The following is a 25,978-nucleotide window of genomic DNA, read 5'->3' as shown; positions in this document are numbered from 1 at the left end:
TTTTTAAACGCCTATGCACCTTTTCGTAATCCTGATCCTGTATTTGCTTTAACAAGAATCTCATTGAATTTTTCAACATCTGATGGCTTTGAAAGCATCGTACCGACAATTGCTCCTAAGAATCCAAGCGGGATTGATACGATACCTGGATTCGCTAACGGGAAGATTGCTTCACCAGTCAGTATAGCTGCTCCTTCCACAGGTGACCAGACACTTGGAGAGATTGCAACTAAAATTAGTGAACTCAACAAACCAACAAGCATACCCGTTACCGCACCAGCTGTATTAAAACGCTTCCAAAAAATCGTAAGCAAGATGATTGGAAGGTTTGCACTGGCAGCAACCGCAAATGCGAGAGAAACTAAAAATGCAACGTTAAGTTTTTGTGCAAAAAGAGCTAAAAGAATAGAAATGATTGCTACTCCAACAGAAGCCCATTTTGCTGCCTTCATTTGCTCTTTCTCAGTTGCATGCCCCTTTCGCAGGATATGGGTGTAGAAGTCATGTGCAAAAGCAGAAGCTGCAGATAAGACGAGGCCTGCTACAACAGCTAAAATAGTAGCGAAGGCTACAGCAGATACAAAAGCGAATAAGAATTCCCCGCCTAATACTTCAGCTAATAGTGGAGCTGCCATGTTTCCTGCAGCATTTGCTGCAACAATATTATCCTGTCCAACAAAAGCAGCAGCACCAAAACCTAAAAAGATCGTCATAATATAGAAAATGCCGATCAGCCATGTGGCATATACGACTGACTTTCTAGCTGTAGGAGCATCTTTTACCGTAAAGAAACGGATTAGAATGTGCGGAAGACCCGCAGTTCCTAATACAAGTGCTAGATTTAAAGAAATCGTATCAAGGGGATCTTTAAACTTATTACCTGGATTTAAAAACGACTCACCTAGTGGAGTAGAATTTTTAACCTGATTGAACATTTCAGTAAAACTGAACCCGAATTTTGCAAAGACCATAACAGAAATGATGAAAGTACCAAGCATCAGTAAAACAGCTTTTACAATTTGTACCCATGAAGTAGCGGTCATACCGCCAAATACGACATAAACGGTCATTAGAACTCCTACGATAAGTACAGAGTAGATATACTCGATCCCTAGTAATAACTTTATAAGGGCACCAGCACCAACTAATTGAGCAACCATGTAGAAGGTAGAAATGGCCATCGTGTTAAGAGCTGCAACACCGCGTACCTTCTTATCATTGAACCTTGCTGCAATCATATCTGCCATCGTATATTTGCCTAAATTACGAAGCGGCTCTGCTACTAAATATAGAACTACCAGATAAGCTACAAGGAAACCTATACTATAAAAAAAACCATCAAAACCTGACAGAGCAATGGTTCCCGCTATTCCAAGAAATGAAGCCGCCGACATATAGTCTCCAGCAATGGCAAGCCCATTTTGCATGCCAGTAAGACCCCCGTCTGCCGTATAGAAATCACTCGTTGTTTTCGTTTTCTTAGAAGCAAAAAAGGTTATGACTAATGTAAGGGCTACGATTGCTAAAAACAGAGAAAATGCTGTACCATTCATGAGGAGGCCTCCTTGTCCATATCTGTCACAACTTTCTCAGCTAGCTGATCAAATCGTTTTGCTCGTTTGGTATAGATCATGCATAAAGACCATGTCATAATAAATTGTGCGAATGCAAAGATCCATGCCCAAGTAATATCACCTATTGCATTTCGGTTCAAAACATCTGAGTAAGCTGTCAGGATGGGAAGGCTGAAATAAAACAGTAAAAAAAACACGGTCATCGGCAAAATAAAACGTTTCTTCTCTTCCATTAATTGCTTGAATTGAGTGGATTCAACGACTTTGCTATACCTTATGTGTTCAAAGTTTTGCTGTCTTTTAGGTAACAATAAACTTCCTCCTCTTATTTAGTTTTCAAATGAAAAGAATAAGAATAAGCACCCTCCTTTTACTGAATAGTTTATATTTTCAGATAATAACAGTTTCTATTATAAACTGAAAAACTATAGTCTTCAACGTAATCGACTCTAACTTTAGAAGGATTTATTCTTATCATTTGCGTATTATTAAATAAGGGAAAAAACTGGAGAGGTGTAAACATCATGAGCGTTGTCTTAGTAAAACTTGGAATGTCAGCATTTTTTGGTCTAATCATCGGCATAGAACGGGAATTAAAAAATAAACCAGTTGGACTTAAAACTAGCCTTGTAATCTCCATAAGCAGTTGTTTGCTCACAATTGTAAGCATAGAATCTGCGAAACAGTTTTCTCTTGTTTCTAGTCAAACTGTAATGGACCCTATGCGACTTGCAGCTCAAATTGTAAGTGGTATCGGTTTTCTTGGAGCAGGTGTGATCTTAAGGCGAAGCAACGATGTGATATCAGGACTTACAACTGCTGCCATGATATGGGGTGCTTCTGGTTTAGGGATAGCAGCCGGTGCAGGATTTTATAAAGAAGCCGCAGCAGGAGCTCTTTTAATCTTGATCAGCGTCGAATTAATCCCTTTGATCATGAAATGGATTGGTCCAAAAGCTTTAAGACAAATCGACATTAAGTTAAAGTTAGTTGTTAACCCGGACACTAACATGAGCGATGTCATGAAACAGATTAACGAACAAAAGGTCAAAATAGTAAATGTAAGAATTAAAGATCTAGAGAATGACAACAAAAAAATGGAGATGGCCGCTTCGATTTATGAAAAAAGGTATACAACAGATCTTTATGATGATGTAAAAAAAATTGAAGGAATACGCAGTGTGGAAATTGAAACACTCGGTTAATGGAGGATTATATGAAAAAAGCATTACTAGTAATTGATTATACAAATGATTTTATCGCCGATGAAGGTAAGCTGACCTGCGGCAATCCAGGTCAGTCTATTGAAGACAGAATAGTTTCACTTACAGAAGATTTTCTGAATAATGGAGATTATGTCATTTTTGCAGTCGATGTACATGAGGAGAACGATCATTATCATCCGGAAAGTAAATTGTTTCCCCCTCATAATATCAGGAATACTGAAGGCAGAGAGCTATATGGAAAGTTAAATGATGTGTATATAGCAAATTATACTGATTTAGAAAAACAGATCCACTGGATGGATAAAACTCGTTATAGTGCTTTTGCGGGTACAGATTTGGAAATAAAATTGAGGGAACGAAACATTCAAGAGGTACATCTGACAGGAGTGTGTACGGATATTTGTGTATTACATACTGCTGTTGATGCATATAATAAAGGATTTTCAATAGTGGTTCATGAAGATGCTGTTCAAAGTTTTAGTCAACCTGGACATGAATGGGCATTATCTCATTTCAAGAATACACTTGGGGCAAAAGTAATCAGCAAGAACAATAGCTTAGTATAAATAATGAGGGATGACTTTAAACAAGTCATCCCTTTAATATCTTTTTAGTGAAAGATCATTGGCATTCACTTTGTAAAATCGAACCAACGCACCGGCATATTGGTCAAATGTGGGACAAGTAATTCCTGACCCTTCAAGATCTTGTACCAGTTGAGAAGTATCGTATTCTGCTTCATGCGAAAAATAAGAAAGTGTTTCCTGAGGTACACCAAGCCATCTTGATATAAAAGGGAAGGTCAATACTCGATCAGCAACGGACCTTGGAAGATACCAGCTTGGCTTTTTACCGGTCAGCTCTTGACTTAATAACGTGTAGGCATCCTGGATGGAAGGGGAATCTGGACTAAGGAGATGATACGTTTTAGATTCACCCCGGCAATGGTGCATCAAGTATACAGATGCTTTAACAATAAAATCTACCGGAACAAGATGTATTTTAGAATTGGATTTACCTATAAAAGGTATAGGTAATTTCGCTAATCGTTTTAAGAATTGCATCATAAAATATGGGCCATCAAACTTAAGTGTCTCTCCTGTTTCCGAATCACCCACAATAATTCCAGGTCTAATAATCGTAGTAGGTATCTCGTTTAGGGAAGCTCTAACAATTATTTCTGCTTCATGTTTAGTTTGTTCATAATAATTCCGAAAATTTTTAGGCTTGCTCAGATCTTTTTCAAGGATCTGGCCATTTTCATTTCCAGAGACATATGCTGTGCTGTAATAACAAAATCTTTTAATATTCTTGCATTTTCTGACAAAAGATAGCACATGTCCTGTGCCAACAACATTGCAAGAATACGCAGGTAAATAAGGAATTGTTAGATCATACAGGGCGGCTAAATGAATACAGTGCGTAACATGATCAGATAGTTCATTAATATCGATGGATGAGAGACCAAGATCATTTTTCGTAATATCACCTTTTAATAGATGTATATTATTTTGTTGGTTTCCCAGCTTCTTTTCCGCTAGTTGAAGTTCCTTTTCTAAGACCAAAAGGTAAAAGGAAGAAGCGGGAAATTCTTTTTGAAGAGCTGTTAAAAGCTTAGAAGCTATAAAACCTGGATAACCAGTGATAAAATAAGTATGTTTCATTAACATGCACCTGCCGTTCCAAATTTTTTAACCGTGTTTTACAAGTAGAAAGGAATCATATAGAGATGAACAAAAAAACTGTAATTATTGCAGGATCAAGTGGATTAGTTGGAAAAGAAGTCGTTAAACAGTTACTGAACGAACCAATGTGTAAAGAAATGATTCTGCTAGTTAGAAGATCCGCACAAATACAACATGAAAAAGTAAAGGAAATTATGTTTGATTTCTCTGCACAGGAATATAAGCTAGAAAACATTCAGCCGGATGCCATGTTCATCTGTATAGGAACCACAATGAAAATTGCCAAAACGAAAGAAGCATTTAAAGAAGTCGACCTGCATATTCCAGTAAAGTTAGGGAAACTAGCTAAAACATTAGGCATTGCAGATGTCTCCGTTATTTCAGCAATGGGTGCCTATGCAAAATCAGCTTTTTTTTACAATAGAGTGAAAGGGGAAATGGAATCACAATTGATCGCCATGAACTTTCCGCACCTTACGATTGTCAGGCCTTCATTATTAATTGGAGAACGGGAAGAATTCAGATTTGGTGAAAGATTTGCTGAGAAGTTATATTATGCATTACCTTTTCTTTATCCCAAAAAATATCAGCCTGTTGAAGCGAGTGCCGTTGCCAGAGCGATAATAAATGAAAATTTTAAACCTGAAGCACAAAAATTAACTATAATCGAAAATAAGGGGATTCAAGAGATAAGCAGAAACAGTTAAATTGAAAGCTTGTTTACGTTATAATAACATTGTATGTAAATGAATCGTTTTCAGGAGGAATAAATAATGAATGCCTATGAAGAATATATGAAACAAATGGCCCAGCCAATGAGAGATGAATTAACACGTGCTGGATTTGAAGAATTAAAAACACCAGAAGAAGTAAATTATTTTATGCAGGAAACAGAAGGCACTGCACTTGTTGTGATTAATTCTGTCTGTGGATGTGCTGCAGGACTTGCACGACCTGTTGCCGTTGCGTCTTTAAACCATCATGTAAAACCAAATCAATTCGTGACCGTTTTCGCTGGTCAAGACAAAGAAGCAACAGCACAGATGAGAGAGTTCTTTGGTGATATCCCGCCATCTTCTCCGTCAATGGCTCTTTTAAAAGACGGTAAAGTCGTTCATTTTATCCATCGCCATAACATTGAAAATCATGCGCCTGAGGAAATTCTTGAAAACTTGCTTGGTGCTTATGATCAGCATTGTTAACTCCGTATTTCCAGTATATATCCAAATAATCAAATAACAAAGAGAGAAGCTGTTCAGCTTCTCTCTTTGTTTATTATAAAATAATTACATTAATGAGAAGATGATGATGAAGACTCATCAAAATCGCAGTCATCATCTTTACAGTGGAACGCTGTAGCACCGATAATGATTAATAGGATGAACAGAACAACAATAATTAGAAAACCACAGCCATGTCCGTATCCGTGGTCACCATACCCACCGCCATATCCACCATGAAGCGGCATATTGGCGATAGGCTTCATACCGATATTCATATTGTCACCATAAGGCATATTCATTTTCTTATTTTCCATTTCAGTCCCTCCAAATATTTAAGTCTAGGTCAACGTCACATTACACCATATGACCGAAGCATCTAAACCGACACGGACAGATGCGGAGTTTTTGGTGAAATCGCCTGTACTTTTTTAGGAGAAGAGCCTATTTTTTCTTTTACATTAAAAAAAGACCGTCCCTTTAGAGGAACGATCTTTAAATCCATTTTACTTTCGGCTCTGTTTTTTTTGCGATTCTGACAATGTTTTGCCTGTGTCTGTACACTAAAAAAAGTGTAAAACCAATCAATATATAAGTGGTGATTAGATCATCAGCAAGCAGCCAACTAAGGACGACTGATCCAATGCCAGCCACTATGGAAGAAAGAGAAACATATTTACTTATGTATAAAGTTAAAAAGAATGTCAGTAAAACAAGTAAAAACAAAAGAGGTTCTGCAAATAACAGGACTCCACCAGAAGTCGCAACAGCTTTACCACCTTTAAATTTCGCAAAGATTGGATAGCAATGGCCAATAACTGCTGGGATACCTGCTATAAACGGATGAAGATCGATGTCTAATAGAACGGGCAAACTTGCAGCGAGTGTGCCTTTTAATACGTCTGCTGCTGAAACAATCAATCCTGCTTTTTTTCCTAATGTCCTGAATGTATTAGTCCCGCCTAAATTTCCGCTTCCATGCTGCCTAATATCAATGCCATAACCGATTTTTCCTACTAAAAGTGCAAAGGGGATAGAGCCTAGCAAATAGGAAAGAAGAATAATTAAAATAATTTCACCCATATAATCACCCCTAAAATAAGACTAGCTATTTCTTATTATAGGATATAACGATATGCTTTCCCACTATTACTTTAAAAAAACGGCACCCCTTATGAAGGTGTGCCGCGTCTTTTATGTTTATCCTTTGTAAATGGCATCCACCAGTTCCAGTCTCCAAGCAGCTTCATAAGAGATGGAACGAATATCATCCTTACGATCGTTGCATCAATAAATATAGCAAGTGCTATGGCGATACCAATTTGTTTAACAGGCATCACATCAGTAAATGCAAAAGAACCGGTAATGACAATCATGATTGCTGCTGCAGATGTAATGATTTTAGATGTAGAGGTTAAGCCAACTAAAGTTGCCTCATCATTATTACCTTTCTTCTCATAGATTTCTTGTATCCTAGAGATTAAGAATACTTCATAATCCATACTTAACCCAAACACTATACCGAAAGTAAATACAGGTATCATCAATCCGATCTCGACCGGTTCCATGATTGCACCACTTTGAAAAATCCAAACGAGAATTCCAAATGTTGCTGCCAAACTAAGCATATTCATGAAAATCGCTTTTATAGGTATAAATACCGACCGAAAGGCGATCATTAGAATGAATAGAGTAGTAATCAGTACAATGTATAATCCATATGGTGCCTTTTCTATAATTTCATCAAAAATCTCTTGATTAAACTTAGTAACTCCACCAATGGTTAACGAAAGATTGTCATATTCCCGTTCCCATTCCTTCACAAATTGCTTTGCTGCATCACCCGTAACATTTACGGATAGATATGCTCTGATCACTGCTGTCTTATTGTTGATAAAAGGTTCAATTGCAGGGGATAACTGCTGTTTTCCTTGCTCTGTCTGCAGAACTTGATAAAGTTCAGCTCCATTTAGTTGATCGGTGAAATTAAATATAGATTCCGTTCTCATTACCTCTTTTTCATCCTCAAGATCCTTCACTAACTTCTCTAATGCAAGTAAAGAATCTTCATTCGTCAAATAGGCATCTTCAGATTCAGCAACAATAAGAACAGGATATAATTCATCTTCACCAAAAGTCTTTTCAAATTTTTCGAATGCGGTTCTTGATTCATAGTCTGGAGGAAGGGCTTCGGCTTCTGGGATAGAGAGTTTCATATCTTTAACAGGTGTAACGGATAACCCTAGTAAACATGCAGCAGTTATAGCCATAATAACAGGACGTTTCATCACAAAAGCTGCGAAAGAGTGCCATACTGAATTTCTGTTCTCACTTGGTTTAAACAATTTCAATGCATTTACCCTGCTGCCAAGAACGGCTAACAAGGCGGGCAAAAAGGTTACAGCATTAAGAACCGAAAGAATAACGACTACCATACCGCCGATCGCTACTGTTTTAAAGATGTCAATATCAATAAGAAGCATACCGGACAATCCTAAAAAAACACAAAGACCTGAAAATGCTATGGATCGACCCGCAGTCTGGACAGATATCATGGTAGCTTTTTCGATTCCTTGATGAAGTTCCTCACGAAAACGATTAACAAGGAGCAACGCAAAATCAATTCCAAGAGCTAGTCCAATCATTGGAACAACGTTAAGTAAGAAAATACTAACATTTTCTTCTTGGCCATAAAAATAAAGCAGACCAAGCGAACTGACCACAGAGATAAGTCCTACTATGATTGGCAGCCCGGCTGCAATTAAACCTCCAAACGCAAGTAAAAGGATGATAAGAGCTGCTGGTAAACCTATAGCTTCTGCTCTTGCTAAATCTTGCTGACTTGCCGTATTCATATCTTCAGCAATAACTGGTCCCCCTGTTAAAGAGACTGATATCTCTTTGTCTTCAGGCAGCCTTTCTCTTATTTGTTCAATGGATGTTTTTAAATCACCAAAGCTTTTATCAAACTGAACTGAAGCAAAGGATACGTTTTCTTGAATCATCTTATCAGGGGCATCATAAGGACTTTGAACACCAACAACGTCTTGAACATCATCCATTTGCTCGATTGCTATTTGTACAAAGGATTTATATTCATCATCTTGTGGACGTTTCTGATCCGAATCAAAAACTAGCATTACCGAAGACTTTGGCTGGTCAAATTTATCCTGCAGAATATTTTCTACTTTCGAGAATGAACCATCCATTTCAAAACCGCTTCCTGCTAAAATAGAAGGAAGTTTAACGGCAAAAAAGCCTAATAAAATGGTAGTTAAAGCCCAGAATGTTATAATAAGAATACGAAATCGGTATGTAAATCTTCCTAAGGCAAGGAACGGGGACCTTTTTTTCATAATGATGCCTCCTCATACATATATCTTCCCATATTTTAGGTTTGTTCCTAGATATATGCAAATAAAACGAGGATTACATTGTTATATTTTTAAACAGACAGGTGAAAAAGATGATAGTTACAACTGCAGGAAAGAACGTATCAAGATTACAAACGAAAGCGAAAGAAATAGCCGTTACGCTTGACAGTCAATTTATTAACAGAGAGAGTCGTTCTATATCGGCTTTGATAAAAGAGTATAACCAAGATGTATTGATGATCGGTGTAGATAAAATTTCTTATCACCCAAAAGAAGGAGGAACACCTTTTTTCTTTCATCCCAATTCTTCCATGTTCAGGGTAAAACAATTACTCAGAGGTGAAAAGGATCCATTTATAGAAGCTGCCAAACTTAAAGAAGGTATGAAATTACTGGATTGCACACTTGGATTAGCCTCTGATGCTATCGTAGCAAGTCTAATTACTGGGAAAGAAGGATCAATAACGGGAATCGAAAGCAGTAAGGCTATTTCCTTTGTCGTTAAGAGCGGATTAAAAGTATGGGAAACCAAACTGCCGGAAATGGATGCAGCCATGAAGAGAATTAACGTTAAAACAATCGACCACTATGAATTTCTACTGAATCAGCCTTCAAACAGCTACGATGTAGTATATTTTGATCCCATGTTTGAATCAACGATTGCATCTCCTGGAATTCAAGGATTAAAAGGCAGTGCTGATTATCGAGAACTTACAGAAGAAACCATAAGAGAAGCAATAAGAGTCGCTTCAAAAAGAGTTGTCTTGAAAGATAATAGAACGAGCAGTAAATTTGAAGAACTAGGATTTACGATCATGAAAAGAAATGCTAGTTTCTTGTATGGATTTATTCAAAAAAATAAGTAAAAAAGAATGTCTACATCCATAAAAGTACATTTGCGGGTCAATCTTTATAGCTCCTCATTGGTTGAGGAGCTTTTATCATTTATAATAAATATGAGGTGAGAGAATGATTGATTTAAGAAGTGATACTCTAACACAGCCAACAAAAAGAATGAGAGAAGCCATATTTCAAGCGACAGTAGGCGATGATGTATACGGGGAAGATCCCACAATTAACAGATTAGAAGAATTAGCTGCAGAGATGTTAGGCAAAGAATCGGCGGTTTTCGTTACAAGCGGTACACAAGGAAACCAACTGGCAGTTCTAGCATATTGTTCACCTGGTGATGAGGTTATAGTTGAATCTGAGTCACATATTTTCTTTTATGAAGGTGGGGCCATATCAGCATTAGCAGGTGTTCAGCCAAGAGCCGTTCAAGGCATAAAAGGAGAGATGAATCCAGCTGCAGTAAAGAGTGCTCTACGTTCTGAAGATATTCATTTTCCAGATACTTCATTAATTTGCCTTGAAAATACTCATAATCGTTCCGGAGGTTCAGTGGTTTCAACAGAAAACATGAGTGCCATTTATGATATTGCCCAAAACGCAGGCATTCCTGTTCATATAGATGGAGCAAGACTCTTTAATGCTGCAGTTGCCTCCAATAAGAAAGTAACCGATTTTACGCAGTACTGTGATTCTGTACAAATTTGTTTATCAAAAGGTCTTGGGTCACCAGTCGGTTCCCTTTTAGCAGGAAAAAAAGAAGTCATTCAAAAAGCAAGAAAATGGAGAAAGCGTCTTGGCGGGGGTATGAGACAAGCGGGTTTCTTAGCTGCAAGCGGTATTATTTCGCTGACTGAGATGGTGGATCGATTAAGAGAAGACCATGAAAAAGCATTACGACTTGCAGAAGCAATCGAAGAAATAAAAGGGTTAACACTCGTTAACAGACCAGACACGAACATCGTCCTTATAAATATTGAGAATACTAATCAAACGAATGATGAGTTTCTCGAAAATCTAAAAAGAGAAGGTGTTCTTGCAGTCTCATTTGGTGAAGGTCAGATCAGACTTACTACACATTATGATGTCAGTTTTCAAGATATCGAACAAGCCATTTCAGCGTTAAAAAAAGTTATATAAAAAACCGGGGATCACTCCCTGGTTTTTTATTTTAATTCAATCGATACTCTTTTCTGCGAAACTTGTTCAAAGGCATATGCAATCTCAATAAGCTTTTTCTCTGTGAATGCCTCTCCAGTTAAGACCACACTCAAGGGCATACCGTTATCATCGAATCCCGAGGGAACAGAAATGGAAGGGTACCCTGCTTTTGCCGGTATACCATACCATACATCATTAGGACTGATAAGGACATCGAGCTTATTTTCTTCCATAACCAGATCAATACCTTTGTTCTGTGTCTTTTCAAGATCATTCAATCTAGATTGTAGATACTCAGGTGTTGTTAAAGTGCCATCAGTCTCGTTACTCTCTATAAGCAATTCTTGATTGTACTTTAGACACTCTTCCTTATTTGCTTCGTTATAAGCGATAATATCAGATAGTGTTGAAATTCCGATAGAAGGGGATACCGATTTTAAATAGTGATTAATGCCTGACTTAAATTCATACAAAAGGACATTATAATCAAATTTTTCATTTTCTATAGGTGAAATCTTTTCTAAATAAACAACCTCTGCACCTTGGCGCTTAAGAATCTCGAGTGATTCATCAAATACAGACTTTTGTTGTTCATTTAAGTATCGAACACAGAATTCATAAGCAACGCCAAATCTTTTTCCCTTTAAGGATGCTTTATCAAGTGAATCAATATAGGATGAAACTTCAGGTGCATAATGTGTAGCTGCATCTTCTGGATCATATCCTGCTAGTGTCTCCAGCAAGATAGCAGCATCTCTCACGTTTCTGGCCATCGGACCCGCTGTATCCTGACTGATTGAAATCGGTATGATACCCGTTCTGGATACAAGACCCACAGTCGGTTTAATTCCAACAATATTGTTATTTCCAGCAGGACATAATATAGAGCCCGATGTTTCTGTTCCAACTGCTAGCATAGTAAAATTGCAAGCAACTGCTGCTGCAGATCCAGAACTTGAACCACTTACATCCAGTTCACCAGGTCCATATGGATTCAAGACTTGCCCGCCTCTTGAACTATAACCATTTGACATGTTATATGCCATAAAGTTAGCCCATTCTGTCATATTGGCTTTACCAAGAATGACAGCTCCAGCTTCTCTAAGTTTTTTCGTGATAAATGCATCATTTTTCGCATAATGGTTCTGAAGTGCTAATGACCCAGCGCTCGTATGCATCTGATCACAAGTATCTATATTATCTTTTATAATGACCGGCACTCCATGTAACGGCCCACGAACTTTGCCGTTTTCTCGTTCGCGATCCAAATTTCTTGCAATAAATAAAGCATCAGGGTTTACTTCTAGAACGGAATTTATCTTTGGTCCGTCTTTATCATATTTAGAAATTCGATCCAAATAATGTTTAACCAGGTCGAAAGAAGTTAATTCGCCATTCTCAAAATGAACATGCAACTGATTTAGTGTCATTTCCTCAATCTGCAACACATTTTTTTGTGACATTTTGCCGCATCCTCTCTTATTTACTCAATACATATTATATAAAACTGTCACAAAAAAAGGAATTTTCTTAGTATTCCTAGAATAAATAAAAAAAGGCCCCGCATCATGCAGACCTTTAAGATTTAAAGCCGATTTTTGTATTCATTTTCAATTTTTACTTTCATCGGAGTCCATTCTCCAATAATGCCTTGACCATGAAGAGAAGTGCTGCCTTCAGGGGATAAATCTTTTTCTGTCATAAGTCCGAGTGCAACTGTAAACTCATTAAATTTAATCGGAACATCGTTTTCAGTTCTTACAACCTCTCCATTCACTGCAAATACGACTTCGTCCGCTGTCCGGTTGTAAGTGATTTGATATTCGTTCCATTCTCTTTTGTTAAATGATTTTTCTTCTTTGAAAATGCAGAAATACCTTGTTTTTTTCGTTTCAGGGACCTGAACACCTGGAAACGGCAATATGGCATATACACTTGCATATTGATCGTTACCAGCAAAAAAATCGAGCGCTGCGCCAGTAGTGAAATCTAATAAATTTACAGAAACAAATCCATCGTATAAATCATTAGGTTGAGTACCGATTGGGCGTGAGCGCATTTTCCACTGAAAGGAGATGGTTCCGTCCTCAGGCACTTTTATAGGTTCACTTGAGTAATACATGTGTTTTGCATTATCTAAAAATTGAACGGAAGGGTGTGATTTTGTAAAAGGATTTACACGTACGTAAAGCTCGTCGTTTCTTACGATGACGACCGCTTCCGGCTCTCTGAATTCATGGAATGATCCGTCCGGAAGTGGAAAACCTCCTATTTTCCATGTGTTTGATTCAGATAGAATAGTATGAAAATTTCCAAGTTCTATTTCTTTTTGATGTTTTTTCATTGAACACAGCTCCTAGTAATTGCTTATAAAAACATTTAATCAAATAAAATCTAATGAGGCAAATGCTGGCTTTTCTATTAATACCCGTCCATAAAAAAACTAGATTTCTGAAATGGACAAGTATATTTCAGAAAAAACTGAATAATAATGGTATTAAGAGCTCGCAAATTAAAGGAGGGTGTTTCTCTATGAAAACTGTATCTCATATTAATTTACGAAAAGAAAAGGAAAAAACGTTCTCAAGTGATGATAGAATTATGCTTTTTATTACGAAGTTCCATCTGAAATCCAAAAGGGATAAATGGCTGACATTGAGGTTGCTGCTTAGAAAAGGTTCAGTTGATTTTGTTGAACAAATTTTAATCAGTTCAGAGTATAGAAGGGATTTCCCTGAACTTCTTGAAGATGAAACGGTTAGGAGTTTCTATCTGGACCTAAAGAATCCGAAAAAAGAAATATGCCTTACCATTTAACCTTTTGGGAAACCAAGAGGTTTTCTTCTTTTCATTTTTGTGTGCAAACTATTTTTCATTTGTTATAATACGGACATGAAGATGAAGGAGATCTAAGTGATGAAGCGTTATACATTAGAAGAAGCCAATCAATTGCTTCCTGTTCTCTCAAAAGAGTTCGATTCTTTACATAATCTGCAAAGGGAATTTGATCTTTGGTATGAATCATTTCAGCAGATTGAGTCCCAATTGAATGCTGAAGAAAAAGCAGCTTGGGAAAAAAAAATTCAATATATGGAGCTAGAGGCTGAAATATTCATTGCAAATATTTTATCCCACGGTGTTTGGTTTGAAGATGCTTTTTCTTCAACACTGCATTTTCCTGCTATTTTAAATGGTGAAAAAGGGGTATTCAAATGGCATCCTGAAGAGCCTGTCATTACTGTTTATGAAAGTTCCGAAGAAAAAGTAGATTCTCGATTTTTGGTAAATTAAGGTACTGTTATTTAATTGTTGTAAAAAAGACTTGTTTTATTTTGAGATATTGGTTATGATATTATTCGTGACGTAAATGAGCGCCTATAGTGAAATGGATATCACACGAGATTTCGGCTCTCGTATTCTGGGTTCGAATCCTGGTGGGCGCGCCACTTCCAATTTAATATCTTGAATATCGGTTATCCGGTACTCACCACGGGGATTAGGGAAATTGGGACCGGTGGTTTTTTATTTGGCGTCATAAAAAAACTAACGTTGCAGGTTGGTGATTAATTGTGTCAGAAAAAATGAGAGTACTATTGTATTACAAGTATGTTCCGATCGATGATCCAGAAAGCTTTAAAGATGAACACTTAAAGTTTTGTAAGGATTTAGGCCTTTTAGGGAGAATTATTGTAGCTCCAGAAGGTATAAACGGGACTGTATCAGGAACGTATGAACAAACTCAGATCTATATGGATCATCTGAAAGCAGATCCACGATTTGAAGATATTGTTTTTAAAATAGATGATGTTGAAGAACATACATTTAAAAAGATGTTTGTTCGACATAAGAAAGAACTTGTTACTTGGCGTTTTGAAGAAGATGTTGATCCGAACCAACTATCAGGTAAACGGCTATCTCCAAAAGAATTCTATGAAGCCTTACAAGATGAAGACGTAATCGTCATTGATGGGCGTAATGATTATGAATATGAAATTGGCCACTTCCGTGGGGCGATCCGTCCAGATGTTAAAGCATCCAGAGACTTCCCTAAATGGGTTCGAGAAAACATCAGCCAATTTAAAGATAAAAAAGTTCTCACATACTGTACAGGCGGCATCAGATGTGAAAAATTCTCAGGATTTCTTTTAAAAGAAGGATTCAAGGACGTTTCACAGCTTGAAGGTGGCATTGTAACTTACGGTAAAGATGAAGAAGTTCAAGGAAAGCTTTGGGACGGAAAACTCTATGTGTTTGATGAGCGTATCTCAGTACCTGTTAACCGCACAGAAGAAGATGTGATCATTGCTAAGTGTTATTATTGCGGTAAAACAGAAGATCGATACGTTAACTGTGCAAACCCAGAATGTAACAAACAGCATGTTTGTTGTACTGATTGCGAAGTAAAACATAAGCGTTCTTGTTCAAAAGAATGTTTAGAACATCCCCGTAATCGCTACGAAACAGAACGTAAAGAACAACAATCTGTTTAGATAGATGAAGCCAGTAATTATACTGGCTTTTTTTATTACCCTGTTTTAAAGTAAACGGTAATGATGAATAACATAAGGGGGGATACATGGATGAACAGGGCAAACGAAATTTCAGAAAAGGTCATCAATAATTATCAAAAAGACGAGGGCATGATGATCATTATTTATGCTCAATGGTGTGTGAATAATGCGCTTGATCCTAAAAAGGTATACCTTAAAGCTTATCCAGACCAAACGAAAAATGAATATGTTATGCATATGTTAGAACAAACGGTTTCCGCAGAAGAAGCAGAGCCTATCAGCAATGATACACTTCTACAAGTTTTATCATTATTCGGCAACGAAGATCTAGCTTTTGTTGTTTCACAAGAAATAGAAGCTATGCGGGAGGCAAAAAAATGACACGAACGGAGAAGTATGTACTCGCAAGTTATAAAACCGGGCAATATATAGGAATAGCAGAAGATGAAAGAAACCAGATGGTTTTAGTTCAAATTCTTGCTGTAAAATCTCACCCTTGGCAAGGAGATCTGCATCATCCTAAACAAGCTGATGTTCCTTTTTTCCAAGAAAGAAGAGCATTAAGTTATAGTGAAAGAGCATGGGTACCATCACATACAGTAAAAGAATATCAGGGCGAGCTTCCAACCTATCAAGATTCGTTACGAGATGCTCTACTTCAATACATAGAAAAACTAAAAGAAGATAACAGCGATTGGGCAAATCGTTCGTTACAATGTCTATATCAGCTCAAAAAAGATTATAAACTTGATTAAGAAACCGTGTGTTGTGGTAAGGAAATAACAACAGAGTAAAGGTGGCGATTAAAATGGATCTTCAACAACAAATCATTAAAGAATTACAAGTTAAACCAGAAATCAACGCAAAAAATGAGATCCAAGAACGGGTTCAATTCCTAAAAGAATATGTGATAAAATCAGGGATGAAAGGATATGTTCTAGGTATTAGCGGCGGGCAGGATTCCAGTTTAGCTGGCAAATTAGCTCAAGTTGCCATGGAAGAGCTGCGTGAAGAAACAGGAGACGACTATAAGTTTATTGCCGTCAGACTGCCATACGGGATTCAAAAAGATGAAGAAGATGCTCAACGCGCCTTATCGTTTATCATGCCTGATGTTTCCCTGACTGTAAATATTAAGTCAGCAGTAGATGCTTCTGTACAAAGTTTTCATGAAGCGACTGATAAGGATCTATCCAACTTTTTAAAAGGAAACACGAAAGCTCGTGAAAGAATGAAAGTGCAGTATGATATCGGTGGTGCCTACCAATGTCTTGTTATCGGGACTGATCATGCAGCAGAAGCGATCACTGGTTTCTTCACAAAACATGGAGATGGGGCATGCGATATTGTACCTTTATACGGATTGAATAAAAGGCAGGGCAGAGAACTGCTTAAAGAATTAGGGGCAGAAGAACGGATCTATTTAAAGGTCCCTACAGCTGATTTAGAAGACGATAAGCCGCTTATCCCTGATGAAACAGCATTGGGAGTTTCGTATGAGGAAATTGACGATTATTTAGAAGGAAAAGTAGTCTCACCTTCTTCTAAAGAAAAGATTGAAAAACGCTACTTGCAAACCATGCATAAAAGAAATTTTGCTGCCTCTATCCATGACACATGGTGGAAGTAAGGAGAAGCACCTGGGTAAACCAGGTGTTTTTGTTTTTTATATTTTAGGTTATACTTGTTCTTGGAATTAAGGGGAAGGGGATATATGTCTTGAGTAAAACTGCAAAAATCATTATTTCAGTAGGAATTGTATTTTTAGCTTTTTTTGTTTACGATACGATCAATCGGGAAAGTACACGAAAAGATCGCCTAAATGTAATTGATGACCATTTCAAAAAACCATTTAAGATCGAAGAAGAACTTAAAGAGCAATATGACGAAGATTTTCTGATTGAAATGGACGATGAATTTTATATGGTAACTGTAAAAGATAATAAAGTTGTGAAATCGGTTAAACAAAAATAAATTAAATTCTTTTAAAAAGTGACTCTTGAACGGAGTCACTTTTTCATTTAAAGTAGATGAAAGCTCAATTGCATACATATTATAAAGATGGGGTGGTAAAATCATGGAAAATTCATATGTTTTATATCACGATCAAATCATTAAAAGCGGGTCCATACCAGTAGATCCTGAAGACAGAGGGTATTTATTCGGTGATGGAATTTATGAAGTGGTATTCGTTTATAACAAAAAACCATTCGCATTTCAGGAACATTTTGATCGTTTCGTGCAAAGCTCAAAAAAATTAGAGCTTTCTATGCCATATGATATCGCAACATTTAAAAACCTTATGGATGAACTAATTCATAAGAACAACATGGTAAATGGTATGGTTTATATCCAGATGACTCGAGGGGTAGCGCCTCGGAACCATTTATATGAACGCAATATGCAGAGCGTAGTTACTGGATTCGCTAAATCTGTTGCTTTAGATTCTATTCTAGAGTCTCAATCAAAAGGCATTCAAACGTACTTGACAGAAGATATTCGCTGGCTGCGCTGCGATATTAAAAGTCTTAATTTACTTGGAAATGTTATGGCAAAAAGAAAGGCAGCAGACTATGATTGTCAAGAAGCCATTCAGCACAGAGATGGCACTGTAACAGAAGGCTCTTCTTCAAACGTATTTATCGTGAAGAACGGAACACTTAAAACACACCCTGCTACAAACTTGATCTTAAATGGAATCACAAGACAGATCGTTTTAAAAATTGCAGACAGACTTCAAATTCCTGTGGAGGAAAAATCGTTTTCTGTTGAGGAACTATTGAATGCTGATGAAGTATTTATTACAAGTACAACCATGGAAGTAGCACCTGTTGTTCGATTACTAGGAACTCAAGAACAAAATTATCAGATTGGCCCAGTAACATTAAAGCTTCAAGAGAACTTTAAATTACAGATTGAAAAGAATACAACCGCATTAAGATCATAATGAATCATAGAGGAAAACATGAAAACGTTACTTAAATACTTTATTAATGGATTGTTGACGATCCTGCCAATCGTTTTAGCGGTCTACATCATCTATAAAATCTTCGGCTTCTTAGATAGCATACTTGGCGACCTTTTAAAGGATGTACTAAAAGAAGACTATATTCCAGGAATCGGTCTCATCACAACGATTGTACTTATTACCGTTTTAGGGTGGATGTCAACCCAATACATCTCAGGAAAGATCTTCAGACTTATCGATCGTATCTTAGAAAAAACTCCGTTTGTTAAAACGGTCTATACTGTTATTAAAGACACCATTCATTCTCTTTTTGGTGAAAAAAGATCGTTTTCAACCGTTGTAATGATCGAATATCCAGAACTGAATATGAAAAGCATCGGTTTTATAACAACAGAAGACATAAGGAGTCTAGGTGACGAGTTATCTGATCACGTCGCGGTCTATATCCCACAAACTTTTCAGATCGCAGGCTTTACATTTTTAGTGCCAAAGGATCGAGTAAAGGTGCTGGATATAAAACCAGAAGAGGCTATGAAATTCTTATTGTCTGGTGGCGTCGCAACAAAATAAGTTATTTGAACACCCTTACTTAATAAGGGTGTTTTTTTGTGTTATAACCTATTCGTTTTCATACATTGAGATAAAGGATGGTGTTAACATTGCAAGCTTCAAAAAGGTTATTTACAAAATTAACACTCATTCCGGTTGAACTATTATTCCGCCCCTTTCTTTTAGTAAGCAAGAAACGTTTAATATGGCAGGTCAGTGAGGATCAGAAAAGGAGACTTCAAATTCAGTGGAAGCAAATTTTTAGCCGCTCTAAAGGAATTTCTATCAGCTTCTACAAAGATAAAGAGTTAATACAAAAGATTAAATCCGAAACACAATTGCAGAATAAGAATAACCTTACTCGAACTGCCGCCTATTTAGCGTTCTTTAATAAACATCCAGAAATTGAATGGTCTTTCTTAGCCCACATGGTCTCAAGAAATGCAGGATATTTTATGACTGATCTTAAAGGAGAATTTTTGCCACATATTCTTGAAGATACTTTTTCAGAAGCCTTATACCTTATGCTTGAAAAAGGGAACAGTATGATTTTTGAAGATGCGTTCCCCCAATTACTTCTGTATGAAGAAAGCAAAAAAAGAGGAGTATCATTGTTTCATTTATGTAGATACTTTCACGTATCAGCTTTTATGGAAGGTGTTTGGGAGTTGTTTTTCCAAGGTGATCATACTCCATTATTGCCAGTGGCCCAAATTATTAATGAACAAAATCATATTGAGAAAAACTTAGTACAGACAATAGAGTATAAAAGACTTTTAGGTAAAATTACGTATCGAATACAAGAATGGCTTGAACTCTCACAAATCATTTTTCCTATCTTGCCTTTAAAGTACACAGTGGGAAAAAAGATGAAAAAATTCGAGAATCTAGAACAAAGGATTCAGTTGGGGCAACACTTATATGCACTGCTCTTTAAATCTACAAATTTCCATTCCGTCTACCACTTTGCACAAATGCATCCCCATACTGGTTCACGTACTGATTATGACAAAAATATTTTCACTATTATAAAACCAATGAACAATGAACACTTAAAAGAAAAACTTTCTTTTTTTAAAACAAAATCGAATCAAAAAGTATATAGTCCTTATCTTGATCAATTATGGGAACAAAATTATAACGGACCTTTTTTTTCATCTGATTGGTTTAATGAAAACGATATGACGCTTCAAAAAATGAAATTAACAGTGAAACCTGCTGCTCCCATTTGGTTATCTTATTGGGCTGGCCTACACAAGATTGAATCGGCGTATCTAATAAAAAAATATTATCGGTTATACAAAAAAAATAGAAACCTTTAGTAAAGGCTTCTATTTAAAGAAGGAAAGGATGTTTCCCATTTGCTGTGCAAGCCCCATAAACTGGTTTGCCCCGCCCATCACTTTACCGAAATCCAGTGCAGAACCCTGGTTGTTTGGATGCATGGGCATACCTTGATTTCCTTGGCCATGTATCTGATTCAAAGGCATACCTGGCATTATTGGATGCGGTACAGCTCCCGGTGGCATCATCGGCATCATATATGGCATGAAGGGTTGGTTAAACCCTTGTGAATATTGATGCTGCGTCATTGGGGCAGGAGTTGCAGGCGCGTATGGCGGTCTGTCAGGCATTATCTGACTAGCAGCATATCCCTTAGTAGAAGGAGTTGAAAATGGATCGTATCCGCCGTAGGGGAACATTCTTACAGATTTGTCTTTCAAAAAAAATCACCTCAAAATAGTTTCCATATATATATATTCAACTATCTAAAAAGGGACATAATCCTTAACAGGAAGTGATGAAAACGCCCTGTCCAAATTTTTCTCACATCATATTTTATAAATAGAGTGTGTGCCGAAAAGGAGGATAAGGGATGTATGTCAGAGTTCCAGACGTCATACGATTGGCTATTAACTGCAATAGGTGATTCCTTAACCGTTGGAGTAGGGGCACCTGTTTTTGGCAAAGGATATGTAGGAAGATATGTAGGGTTTACACAGGATATTTTTAATAATCAAATCATTGTAAATAATTATGCAGTCACTGGAACGACTTCTGAAGAGATTTTATACTCTCTAAAAGATAAACAAGTAAGGAAATCTATAAAAAAATCTAAAATTATATTAATCACTGCTGGCGGAAATGACCTAATACAAGCAGCATTTAAATTTATGCTAACCTCAAAAGAGGAACCTATTTATCAGGCACTCGATCAGTGTAAAAAAAATCTTGCCAAAATTTTTAAGGTAATCTTCAAAATCAAGAAAAATACTAAGGATTCCTTTATTATACGAATATGTACCCTTTATAATCCCTATTTTAGATGGAGTAAAGCTAATAAGTGGGTTAACCTGTTTAACGAACATATAAAAAGTTATGAAAGAATGCCTAATGTTAAAGTGGCAGATCTTTATGATGTGTTTAAGGGTAGAGAAAAGGAGCTCGTATGTTTTGATACGATCCATCCCAATAAAAGAGGCTATCAAGTGATAGCGGTCTCACTTTTCGAACTAGGTTTTAAGGAAATAGAATAAAAAAGCACAAGCCTTTTTAGGCTTGTGCTCTCTTTATTATAAAGCGGGTACTTTCTCGAATTCTTTACGCAGCGATCTTGAACGTCTAGCTGCATTTTTAACAGCCTTTTCAATAGCATCTCCGCCTCCATTTTCTTTAAGGGCTTGTAGTCCAGCCGCTGTTGTACCATTTGGAGAAGTCACTTTCTTCCGAAGCTCTGCTGGAGAATCGTCGGATTCCATAACCATTTTGCTTGCACCATACAATGTTTGCGCAGCAATATCCCTCGCCAATTCACGATCTAAACCATATTCAACTGCTGCATCCTCCATATGTTCTAGGAGGTAATAGAAGTAGGCAGGACCACTTCCAGCTATGCCGGTGAAAACATCCATCTGCTTTTCAGAAATAATTTTTACCTTACCGATGGCTTTCGATAATTCTTGAGCTAAATCCAAATCATCATTTTCTACATACTTACCGGCACTAATTCCAGTAATGGATTCACCAATCATACTTGATGTATTCGGCATAACGCGAATAACTGGGAAAGGTTTTTCAAGGATCTCCTCAATATAACGAGTAGATATCCCTGCTAGTACTGATAAAATTACATGATGATCCTGAAGAACGGATTTTAATCGCTGCAGAACAGCTTCCGCTTGTTTTGGTTTTACCGCAAGAATAATCACATCTTTGTTTCTTAAAGATATTTCTTCAAAAGCTACAGTCTGAATTTTGTATTTACTACTAAGTTCAATTCTTCGTTCTTCATTGGTATGGTTCACAGCAGTAATACGATCTGGCGACATTTCTGCTTTGTTAATTAATCCTGACACCATTGCTTCTGCCATAGATCCTGCTCCAATGAATGCTATGTTTTTGTATTTTAACATGCAACCCCTCTTTCAATTTTTTACGTTTATAGAAAGTACTATGTTAACATGTTCACAATAAGATGCAAGTTTATATATTCAATATTACCGGATTGTAATATGATTTTTACATAAGTCAAAAAAGGGAGTACTTCACATGAAATTTTACATTGCCTCTGGTTTTCAGAACAAAGATGTAGTTAAAGATTTAACATATGAAATTCAAGAAAAATTAGAGTGGGAGCTTACCTATGATTGGACCCAAAATGAAAGAGCAGTCACCAAAGAAGACTTATGTACAATTGGCGTGAAAGAGTACGAAGCAGTCTTGGAATCTGACGTAGTCATTGTCATTCTGCCTGGCGGAAAAGGTTGTCATACAGAAATGGGTATTGCGCTTGGAAATATGAAGCAGGTTATCTTATATGATCCGAACGGAATGTTAAATAATCTAAACGAAGCGACTACCTTTTACTTTTTGCCTCAGATCAACCATTGGAACGGGAATATAGAAAAGCTGCAAAGACTTTGCAGCTCCTCAGATGCTTATTGTGCTTCTTTATAAGATTGATTTTGAAAAGTAGTGATGGTCTTATCAGCAATTCTTGTATACCCTTCATCATTAGGGTGGATGGAGTCATACAGCCATTTGTCTATATCTTCTGTTTGCAGAGCTTCGCTCACGGGTACAACAAGAGCTGGTTTGTAAGAAAGGGCTGTTTCATATGCGATTAAGTTCCAGTCGTTTAGAAGCTTTTCGGTCGCAGGATAATATTTTTGTTCTGAGTGAACAACGTTATATAGTTCATTTAAAACAAGAATGGCATCCGGGTTATGTGTACGGATAGTTTCAAAAATATCATTCAAGTTTTGTTGATAATCGGTTTTAACTTCATCATAACTTTGAATAGCTTTAAGTGGACCTTCTTCTTTTGCTATTTGGACAATATCATTTCCGCCAATATTGATAGAAATAATATCTGCTTTTTTTAAGGATTCCTGAACAGCTCGAATTTCGAGTTGATTTACTAATCCTTGGCTCGTGGCACCTGAAACACCTTGGTTTTCGAGGATAAAAGTTTTTCCTGTTAAATTTTGCAGATTTTCATTAACTTTTTTTGCGAATCCACCTTCTTCAGATCCTCTGCCTTGTGCGACTGAATCGCCTAAGACCAAATGATTATAAGTAGATTCAGGGCTATTTTTTATATAATCTAGATATGTGATCTGTTTTGATTTTTCATTGCTTCTTTTATCTATAACAGATTCTTTCTTAATCTGATTTATCTTATACTGTGGGTAGTAGTACCATCCGGCTGTGCCAATCACCATAAGCAAAAGAAGCAAGGATATGAGATATCTTTTTTTCATATTTATCCTCCTTCTTAAATTTAACTTTTAATTGCAAAATGTCTGTTAATAACTATTGATAATATCATAAATATGCCTAGAAAGTGAAGGGTGACAACTTGAAAAACGATTCCCTAAAAATGCCTATTTTTATTCCTTTAGTAATTGGTATTATCGCTGTTTCATTTTCTTCGATTTTTGTTAAGTGGTCACAAGCCCCAGTATCCGTACAGGGTATGTACCGTCTACTGTTCACATTGCTATTGATGCTTCCTTTTGTGTGGAAGCAATTTGCTTATATGAGAAAAATCTCAAACAAAGATGCAGTGCTATTATTTTTATCTGGTACGTTTTTAGCTCTTCATTTTTTATTTTGGATGGGGTCATTAAAATTAACTACCGTTGCAAGTTCAACGATCCTTCTGTCTCTTCAGCCTGTTTTTGTAATGGTGGGTGCCTATATAGCATTTCGTGAAAAAACGTCAAAGGCTGCCATGAACGGGATGATAGTTGCTATAACAGGCGCAATCATGATCGGCTGGGGTGACATAGGAATTTCCATCCAACATATACAAGGAGACATATTATCCATCTTAGGAACAATTGTAGTCGCTGTTCATATGCTGATCGGCCAAAAACTTTTAAAAACTTTGCCGGCTACTCTTTACAGTTTTATCGTATTTCTAACAGCAGTCATTGTTTTTGCAGTATATAATATTTTTTTAGAAATACCTATGACCGGATATCCTGATAAAGAATGGGGTATATTCTTATTGCTTGCCATCATTCCAACCGTATTTGGACATGTTCTATTCAATTGGCTGTTGAAATACGTGACAGCTGCGACTATATCCATGGCCATATTAGGGGAACCAGTTGGAGCATCCTTGCTTGCATACTTATTAATTGGTGAAACTTTATCATTTACCCAATGGCTTGGCGGTGCCATCGTCTTAACGGGACTTTATTACTTTCTGCAAAATACCCGTAAACAAAAGAAGGATAAACCATTAGCTCCGATAAAGAATCCTGTGACAGCAGGTCCTATCATGAAAAAAGGCTGAATAAGGATAGAAGTGCCTTTTCCTATGCATTTAGCTCACATTCTTATATGATGAAACAAATAGTAAAAAAGGAGTTTGATTTCATGAGTAACTATGAGATTGCTACTTTTGCCGGAGGCTGCTTCTGGTGTATGGTAACACCATTTGAAGAATGGCCCGGCATCATAAAAGTTGAATCAGGCTATACAGGCGGACACAAAGAAAATCCTACCTATAAAGAAGTGTGCAGTGAAACAACAGGACATTTTGAAGCGGTTCAGATTACTTTTGATCCCTCGATCATATCTTATGAAAAAATTGTGTCTGTTTATTGGAAACAGATTGATCCGACTGATCCAGGCGGGCAATTCTATGACCGTGGCGACTCTTATCGTACAGCTATTTTTTATCACGATGAAAAGCAAAAAGCTATAGCTGAACAATCTAAAAAAGAGCTAGAGGAGAGCGGACGCTTCAACAAACCTATTGCAACGTTGATTCTACCTGCTGATACCTTCTATGCAGCAGAAGAATATCATCAAGACTATCATAAAAAGAATTCTTTTCATTACAAACGTTATAGACAAGGATCAGGTCGTGATAACTTTATAAAAACACATTGGGAAGATGAAGAACAAAAGCAAGAAATTCTTAGATCACTCAGTCCGATGCAGTATAATGTCACCCAGAACGATGCAACAGAACCGCCCTTTCAAAATGAGTTTTGGGATCATAAAGAAGAAGGAATTTATGTGGATATCGTATCAGGTGAACCACTCTTTAGCTCACGTGATAAGTTCGACAGCAGCTGTGGCTGGCCAAGCTTTACAAAACCTGTCCGTTCCTCAACAGTTGAAGAAAAAGAAGACCTGTCACATGGTATGATTCGTACAGAAGTAAGAAGTAAAGAAGCCGACTCTCATTTAGGACATGTGTTTACAGATGGCCCGAGGGACAGAGGGGGACTGCGCTATTGCATTAATTCTGCTGCACTCCGCTTCATTCCAAAAGATCAATTAAAAGAAAAAGGATATGGAGAGTATCTAGCTCTGTTTGAAAGCAAATAAACCAGCCGA

At 37.0% G+C, this 25,978-nt stretch carries 30 protein-coding genes, 1 tRNA gene and 1 pseudogene; 21 read left to right on the top strand and 11 right to left on the bottom strand.

What is annotated here, in order from left to right; translation table 11 throughout:
- Positions 1-11: 11 nt before the first annotated feature.
- Together IEV52_RS10480 and IEV52_RS10475 are read right to left on the bottom strand one after the other, a co-directional pair.
- Positions 12-1,553 carry a solute symporter family protein gene (locus IEV52_RS10480; RefSeq protein ID WP_188402505.1) on the bottom strand — a complete coding sequence of 514 codons (1,542 nt, stop codon included), beginning with the start codon at positions 1,551-1,553 and terminating at the stop codon, positions 12-14.
- Entirely contained in the window at positions 1,550-1,885 is a 336-nt protein-coding gene (locus IEV52_RS10475) for a DUF485 domain-containing protein (RefSeq protein WP_268234767.1), read from the bottom strand. Before IEV52_RS10475 ends, IEV52_RS10480 begins: the two co-directional genes overlap by 4 nt.
- Positions 1,886-2,098: 213 nt before the next feature.
- Here IEV52_RS10475 and IEV52_RS10470 point away from each other — a divergent pair, with 213 nt between their 5' ends.
- Entirely contained in the window at positions 2,099-2,779 is a 681-nt protein-coding gene (locus IEV52_RS10470) for an MgtC/SapB family protein (RefSeq protein ID WP_188402504.1), read from the top strand.
- 11 nt (positions 2,780-2,790) lie between these two features.
- The gene (locus tag IEV52_RS10465) at positions 2,791-3,366 is read left to right on the top strand and encodes a cysteine hydrolase family protein (RefSeq protein WP_188402503.1); all 576 of its coding nucleotides are present in this window, start codon (positions 2,791-2,793) and stop codon (positions 3,364-3,366) included.
- 33 nt (positions 3,367-3,399) lie between these two features.
- Here the strand turns inward: IEV52_RS10465 and IEV52_RS10460 are convergent, their stop codons facing one another.
- Positions 3,400-4,464, bottom strand: a complete 1,065-nt coding sequence (locus tag IEV52_RS10460) for an SDR family oxidoreductase (RefSeq protein ID WP_188402502.1) — start codon at positions 4,462-4,464, stop codon at positions 3,400-3,402.
- A gap of 65 nt (positions 4,465-4,529) precedes the next feature.
- Here IEV52_RS10460 and IEV52_RS10455 point away from each other — a divergent pair, with 65 nt between their 5' ends.
- Positions 4,530-5,192: an NAD-dependent epimerase/dehydratase family protein gene (locus tag IEV52_RS10455; RefSeq protein ID WP_188402501.1), complete on the top strand. Its 663-nt coding sequence runs from the start codon at positions 4,530-4,532 to the stop codon at positions 5,190-5,192.
- A 63-nt stretch (positions 5,193-5,255) separates the two neighbouring features.
- Positions 5,256-5,687 (top strand): BrxA/BrxB family bacilliredoxin, encoded by a 432-nt coding sequence (locus tag IEV52_RS10450; protein WP_188403874.1) that lies wholly within the window; start codon positions 5,256-5,258, stop codon positions 5,685-5,687.
- A gap of 152 nt (positions 5,688-5,839) precedes the next feature.
- On the opposite strand, the pseudogene IEV52_RS22770 reads toward IEV52_RS10450, so the two are convergent.
- From IEV52_RS22770 to IEV52_RS10435, 3 genes and pseudogenes are all read right to left on the bottom strand, one after another.
- Positions 5,840-5,953: pseudogene (locus IEV52_RS22770) on the bottom strand (YjcZ family sporulation protein); the annotation flags it as partial.
- A 247-nt stretch (positions 5,954-6,200) separates the two neighbouring features.
- The gene (gene plsY / locus IEV52_RS10440; protein WP_188402500.1) at positions 6,201-6,788 is read right to left on the bottom strand and encodes a glycerol-3-phosphate 1-O-acyltransferase PlsY; all 588 of its coding nucleotides are present in this window, start codon (positions 6,786-6,788) and stop codon (positions 6,201-6,203) included.
- 89 nt (positions 6,789-6,877) lie between these two features.
- The gene (locus IEV52_RS10435; RefSeq protein WP_188402499.1) at positions 6,878-9,061 is read right to left on the bottom strand and encodes an MMPL family transporter; all 2,184 of its coding nucleotides are present in this window, start codon (positions 9,059-9,061) and stop codon (positions 6,878-6,880) included.
- Between the two features lie 110 nt (positions 9,062-9,171).
- On the opposite strand from IEV52_RS10435, the gene IEV52_RS10430 reads away from it, so the two are divergent.
- Together IEV52_RS10430 and ltaE are read left to right on the top strand one after the other, a co-directional pair.
- Positions 9,172-9,945, top strand: coding sequence for a class I SAM-dependent methyltransferase (locus tag IEV52_RS10430; RefSeq protein WP_188402498.1), 774 nt, complete (start codon positions 9,172-9,174; stop codon positions 9,943-9,945).
- 103 nt (positions 9,946-10,048) lie between these two features.
- Positions 10,049-11,068, top strand: a complete 1,020-nt coding sequence (ltaE, locus tag IEV52_RS10425) for a low-specificity L-threonine aldolase (RefSeq protein ID WP_188402497.1) — start codon at positions 10,049-10,051, stop codon at positions 11,066-11,068.
- Positions 11,069-11,094: 26 nt separating this feature from the next.
- Here the strand turns inward: ltaE and IEV52_RS10420 are convergent, their stop codons facing one another.
- Both IEV52_RS10420 and IEV52_RS10415 read right to left on the bottom strand, forming a co-directional pair.
- On the bottom strand, positions 11,095-12,552 hold the full coding sequence (locus IEV52_RS10420) for an amidase family protein (RefSeq protein ID WP_188402496.1): 1,458 nt from the start codon (positions 12,550-12,552) through the stop codon (positions 11,095-11,097).
- Positions 12,553-12,674: 122 nt separating this feature from the next.
- On the bottom strand, positions 12,675-13,433 hold the full coding sequence (locus IEV52_RS10415) for a DUF6081 family protein (protein ID WP_188402495.1): 759 nt from the start codon (positions 13,431-13,433) through the stop codon (positions 12,675-12,677).
- Between the two features lie 188 nt (positions 13,434-13,621).
- On the opposite strand from IEV52_RS10415, the gene IEV52_RS10410 reads away from it, so the two are divergent.
- The 11 genes from IEV52_RS10410 (at position 13,622) to IEV52_RS10360 (ending at position 20,439) form a co-directional block, all read left to right on the top strand.
- Positions 13,622-13,906: a hypothetical protein gene (locus IEV52_RS10410; protein ID WP_188402494.1), complete on the top strand. Its 285-nt coding sequence runs from the start codon at positions 13,622-13,624 to the stop codon at positions 13,904-13,906.
- 99 nt (positions 13,907-14,005) lie between these two features.
- The gene (locus IEV52_RS10405) at positions 14,006-14,380 is read left to right on the top strand and encodes a DUF2203 domain-containing protein (RefSeq protein WP_188402493.1); all 375 of its coding nucleotides are present in this window, start codon (positions 14,006-14,008) and stop codon (positions 14,378-14,380) included.
- 80 nt (positions 14,381-14,460) lie between these two features.
- A tRNA-Arg gene (locus IEV52_RS10400) sits at positions 14,461-14,535 on the top strand.
- Between the two features lie 135 nt (positions 14,536-14,670).
- Positions 14,671-15,579: an oxygen-dependent tRNA uridine(34) hydroxylase TrhO gene (gene trhO, locus IEV52_RS10395; protein WP_188403872.1), complete on the top strand. Its 909-nt coding sequence runs from the start codon at positions 14,671-14,673 to the stop codon at positions 15,577-15,579.
- A 90-nt stretch (positions 15,580-15,669) separates the two neighbouring features.
- The gene (locus tag IEV52_RS10390; protein WP_188402492.1) at positions 15,670-15,981 is read left to right on the top strand and encodes a hypothetical protein; all 312 of its coding nucleotides are present in this window, start codon (positions 15,670-15,672) and stop codon (positions 15,979-15,981) included.
- Complete coding sequence (gene kapB / locus IEV52_RS10385; protein ID WP_188402491.1) at positions 15,978-16,355, top strand: kinase-associated lipoprotein KapB; 378 nt, start codon at positions 15,978-15,980, stop codon at positions 16,353-16,355. Before IEV52_RS10390 ends, kapB begins: the two co-directional genes overlap by 4 nt.
- A gap of 53 nt (positions 16,356-16,408) precedes the next feature.
- A complete protein-coding gene (gene nadE, locus IEV52_RS10380; RefSeq protein WP_188402490.1) occupies positions 16,409-17,230 on the top strand; it encodes an ammonia-dependent NAD(+) synthetase in 822 nt (273 codons plus the stop codon).
- A gap of 89 nt (positions 17,231-17,319) precedes the next feature.
- Entirely contained in the window at positions 17,320-17,574 is a 255-nt protein-coding gene (locus IEV52_RS10375; protein ID WP_188402489.1) for a hypothetical protein, read from the top strand.
- 103 nt (positions 17,575-17,677) lie between these two features.
- The gene (dat, locus tag IEV52_RS10370) at positions 17,678-18,547 is read left to right on the top strand and encodes a D-amino-acid transaminase (RefSeq protein WP_188402488.1); all 870 of its coding nucleotides are present in this window, start codon (positions 17,678-17,680) and stop codon (positions 18,545-18,547) included.
- An 18-nt stretch (positions 18,548-18,565) separates the two neighbouring features.
- A complete protein-coding gene (locus tag IEV52_RS10365; protein ID WP_188402487.1) occupies positions 18,566-19,138 on the top strand; it encodes a DUF502 domain-containing protein in 573 nt (190 codons plus the stop codon).
- 89 nt (positions 19,139-19,227) lie between these two features.
- Positions 19,228-20,439: a DUF2515 family protein gene (locus IEV52_RS10360; RefSeq protein ID WP_188402486.1), complete on the top strand. Its 1,212-nt coding sequence runs from the start codon at positions 19,228-19,230 to the stop codon at positions 20,437-20,439.
- Between the two features lie 9 nt (positions 20,440-20,448).
- On the opposite strand, the gene IEV52_RS10355 is transcribed toward IEV52_RS10360, so the two are convergent.
- A complete protein-coding gene (locus IEV52_RS10355; RefSeq protein ID WP_188402485.1) occupies positions 20,449-20,841 on the bottom strand; it encodes a hypothetical protein in 393 nt (130 codons plus the stop codon).
- 156 nt (positions 20,842-20,997) lie between these two features.
- Here IEV52_RS10355 and IEV52_RS10350 point away from each other — a divergent pair, with 156 nt between their 5' ends.
- Positions 20,998-21,654, top strand: a complete 657-nt coding sequence (locus tag IEV52_RS10350; RefSeq protein ID WP_188402484.1) for a GDSL-type esterase/lipase family protein — start codon at positions 20,998-21,000, stop codon at positions 21,652-21,654.
- 36 nt (positions 21,655-21,690) lie between these two features.
- Here IEV52_RS10350 and proC read toward each other — a convergent pair whose 3' ends face one another.
- Positions 21,691-22,530 (bottom strand): pyrroline-5-carboxylate reductase, encoded by an 840-nt coding sequence (proC, locus tag IEV52_RS10345; RefSeq protein WP_188402483.1) that lies wholly within the window; start codon positions 22,528-22,530, stop codon positions 21,691-21,693.
- Positions 22,531-22,666: 136 nt separating this feature from the next.
- Here proC and IEV52_RS10340 point away from each other — a divergent pair, with 136 nt between their 5' ends.
- Complete coding sequence (locus tag IEV52_RS10340; RefSeq protein WP_188402482.1) at positions 22,667-23,074, top strand: group-specific protein; 408 nt, start codon at positions 22,667-22,669, stop codon at positions 23,072-23,074.
- Here IEV52_RS10340 and IEV52_RS10335 read toward each other — a convergent pair.
- Positions 23,056-23,880, bottom strand: coding sequence for a GDSL-type esterase/lipase family protein (locus IEV52_RS10335; RefSeq protein ID WP_188402481.1), 825 nt, complete (start codon positions 23,878-23,880; stop codon positions 23,056-23,058). The two genes, IEV52_RS10340 and IEV52_RS10335, sit on opposite strands and share 19 nt — an antisense overlap.
- A gap of 119 nt (positions 23,881-23,999) precedes the next feature.
- Here IEV52_RS10335 and IEV52_RS10330 point away from each other — a divergent pair, with 119 nt between their 5' ends.
- Together IEV52_RS10330 and msrB are read left to right on the top strand one after the other, a co-directional pair.
- On the top strand, positions 24,000-24,923 hold the full coding sequence (locus IEV52_RS10330) for a DMT family transporter (protein ID WP_188402480.1): 924 nt from the start codon (positions 24,000-24,002) through the stop codon (positions 24,921-24,923).
- Between the two features lie 83 nt (positions 24,924-25,006).
- On the top strand, positions 25,007-25,969 hold the full coding sequence (gene msrB / locus IEV52_RS10325; protein ID WP_188402479.1) for a peptide-methionine (R)-S-oxide reductase MsrB: 963 nt from the start codon (positions 25,007-25,009) through the stop codon (positions 25,967-25,969).
- Positions 25,970-25,978: the final 9 nt, after the last annotated feature.

Origin of the sequence: Fictibacillus barbaricus, assembly GCF_014635025.1 — a bacterium.
GTDB lineage: Bacteria > Bacillota > Bacilli > Bacillales > Fictibacillaceae > Fictibacillus > Fictibacillus barbaricus.
Note: the sequence above shows the minus strand (reverse complement) of the source record. Positions and strands in the feature narration are given on the sequence as shown.

Coding starts and splice junctions, on each gene's coding strand:
- IEV52_RS10480 (WP_188402505.1), bottom strand. CDS start 1,553: ATGAATGGTACAGCATTTTCTCTGTTTTTAGCAATCGTAGCCCTTACA.
- IEV52_RS10470 (WP_188402504.1), top strand. CDS start 2,099: ATGAGCGTTGTCTTAGTAAAACTTGGAATGTCAGCATTTTTTGGTCTA.
- IEV52_RS10465 (WP_188402503.1), top strand. CDS start 2,791: ATGAAAAAAGCATTACTAGTAATTGATTATACAAATGATTTTATCGCC.
- IEV52_RS10460 (WP_188402502.1), bottom strand. CDS start 4,464: ATGAAACATACTTATTTTATCACTGGTTATCCAGGTTTTATAGCTTCT.
- IEV52_RS10455 (WP_188402501.1), top strand. CDS start 4,530: ATGAACAAAAAAACTGTAATTATTGCAGGATCAAGTGGATTAGTTGGA.
- plsY (WP_188402500.1), bottom strand. CDS start 6,788: ATGGGTGAAATTATTTTAATTATTCTTCTTTCCTATTTGCTAGGCTCT.
- IEV52_RS10435 (WP_188402499.1), bottom strand. CDS start 9,061: ATGAAAAAAAGGTCCCCGTTCCTTGCCTTAGGAAGATTTACATACCGA.
- IEV52_RS10430 (WP_188402498.1), top strand. CDS start 9,172: ATGATAGTTACAACTGCAGGAAAGAACGTATCAAGATTACAAACGAAA.
- ltaE (WP_188402497.1), top strand. CDS start 10,049: ATGATTGATTTAAGAAGTGATACTCTAACACAGCCAACAAAAAGAATG.
- IEV52_RS10420 (WP_188402496.1), bottom strand. CDS start 12,552: ATGTCACAAAAAAATGTGTTGCAGATTGAGGAAATGACACTAAATCAG.
- IEV52_RS10415 (WP_188402495.1), bottom strand. CDS start 13,433: ATGAAAAAACATCAAAAAGAAATAGAACTTGGAAATTTTCATACTATT.
- IEV52_RS10410 (WP_188402494.1), top strand. CDS start 13,622: ATGAAAACTGTATCTCATATTAATTTACGAAAAGAAAAGGAAAAAACG.
- IEV52_RS10405 (WP_188402493.1), top strand. CDS start 14,006: ATGAAGCGTTATACATTAGAAGAAGCCAATCAATTGCTTCCTGTTCTC.
- trhO (WP_188403872.1), top strand. CDS start 14,671: ATGAGAGTACTATTGTATTACAAGTATGTTCCGATCGATGATCCAGAA.
- IEV52_RS10390 (WP_188402492.1), top strand. CDS start 15,670: ATGAACAGGGCAAACGAAATTTCAGAAAAGGTCATCAATAATTATCAA.
- kapB (WP_188402491.1), top strand. CDS start 15,978: ATGACACGAACGGAGAAGTATGTACTCGCAAGTTATAAAACCGGGCAA.
- nadE (WP_188402490.1), top strand. CDS start 16,409: ATGGATCTTCAACAACAAATCATTAAAGAATTACAAGTTAAACCAGAA.
- dat (WP_188402488.1), top strand. CDS start 17,678: ATGGAAAATTCATATGTTTTATATCACGATCAAATCATTAAAAGCGGG.
- IEV52_RS10365 (WP_188402487.1), top strand. CDS start 18,566: ATGAAAACGTTACTTAAATACTTTATTAATGGATTGTTGACGATCCTG.
- IEV52_RS10350 (WP_188402484.1), top strand. CDS start 20,998: ATGTCAGAGTTCCAGACGTCATACGATTGGCTATTAACTGCAATAGGT.
- proC (WP_188402483.1), bottom strand. CDS start 22,530: ATGTTAAAATACAAAAACATAGCATTCATTGGAGCAGGATCTATGGCA.
- IEV52_RS10340 (WP_188402482.1), top strand. CDS start 22,667: ATGAAATTTTACATTGCCTCTGGTTTTCAGAACAAAGATGTAGTTAAA.
- IEV52_RS10335 (WP_188402481.1), bottom strand. CDS start 23,880: ATGAAAAAAAGATATCTCATATCCTTGCTTCTTTTGCTTATGGTGATT.
- IEV52_RS10330 (WP_188402480.1), top strand. CDS start 24,000: ATGCCTATTTTTATTCCTTTAGTAATTGGTATTATCGCTGTTTCATTT.
- msrB (WP_188402479.1), top strand. CDS start 25,007: ATGAGTAACTATGAGATTGCTACTTTTGCCGGAGGCTGCTTCTGGTGT.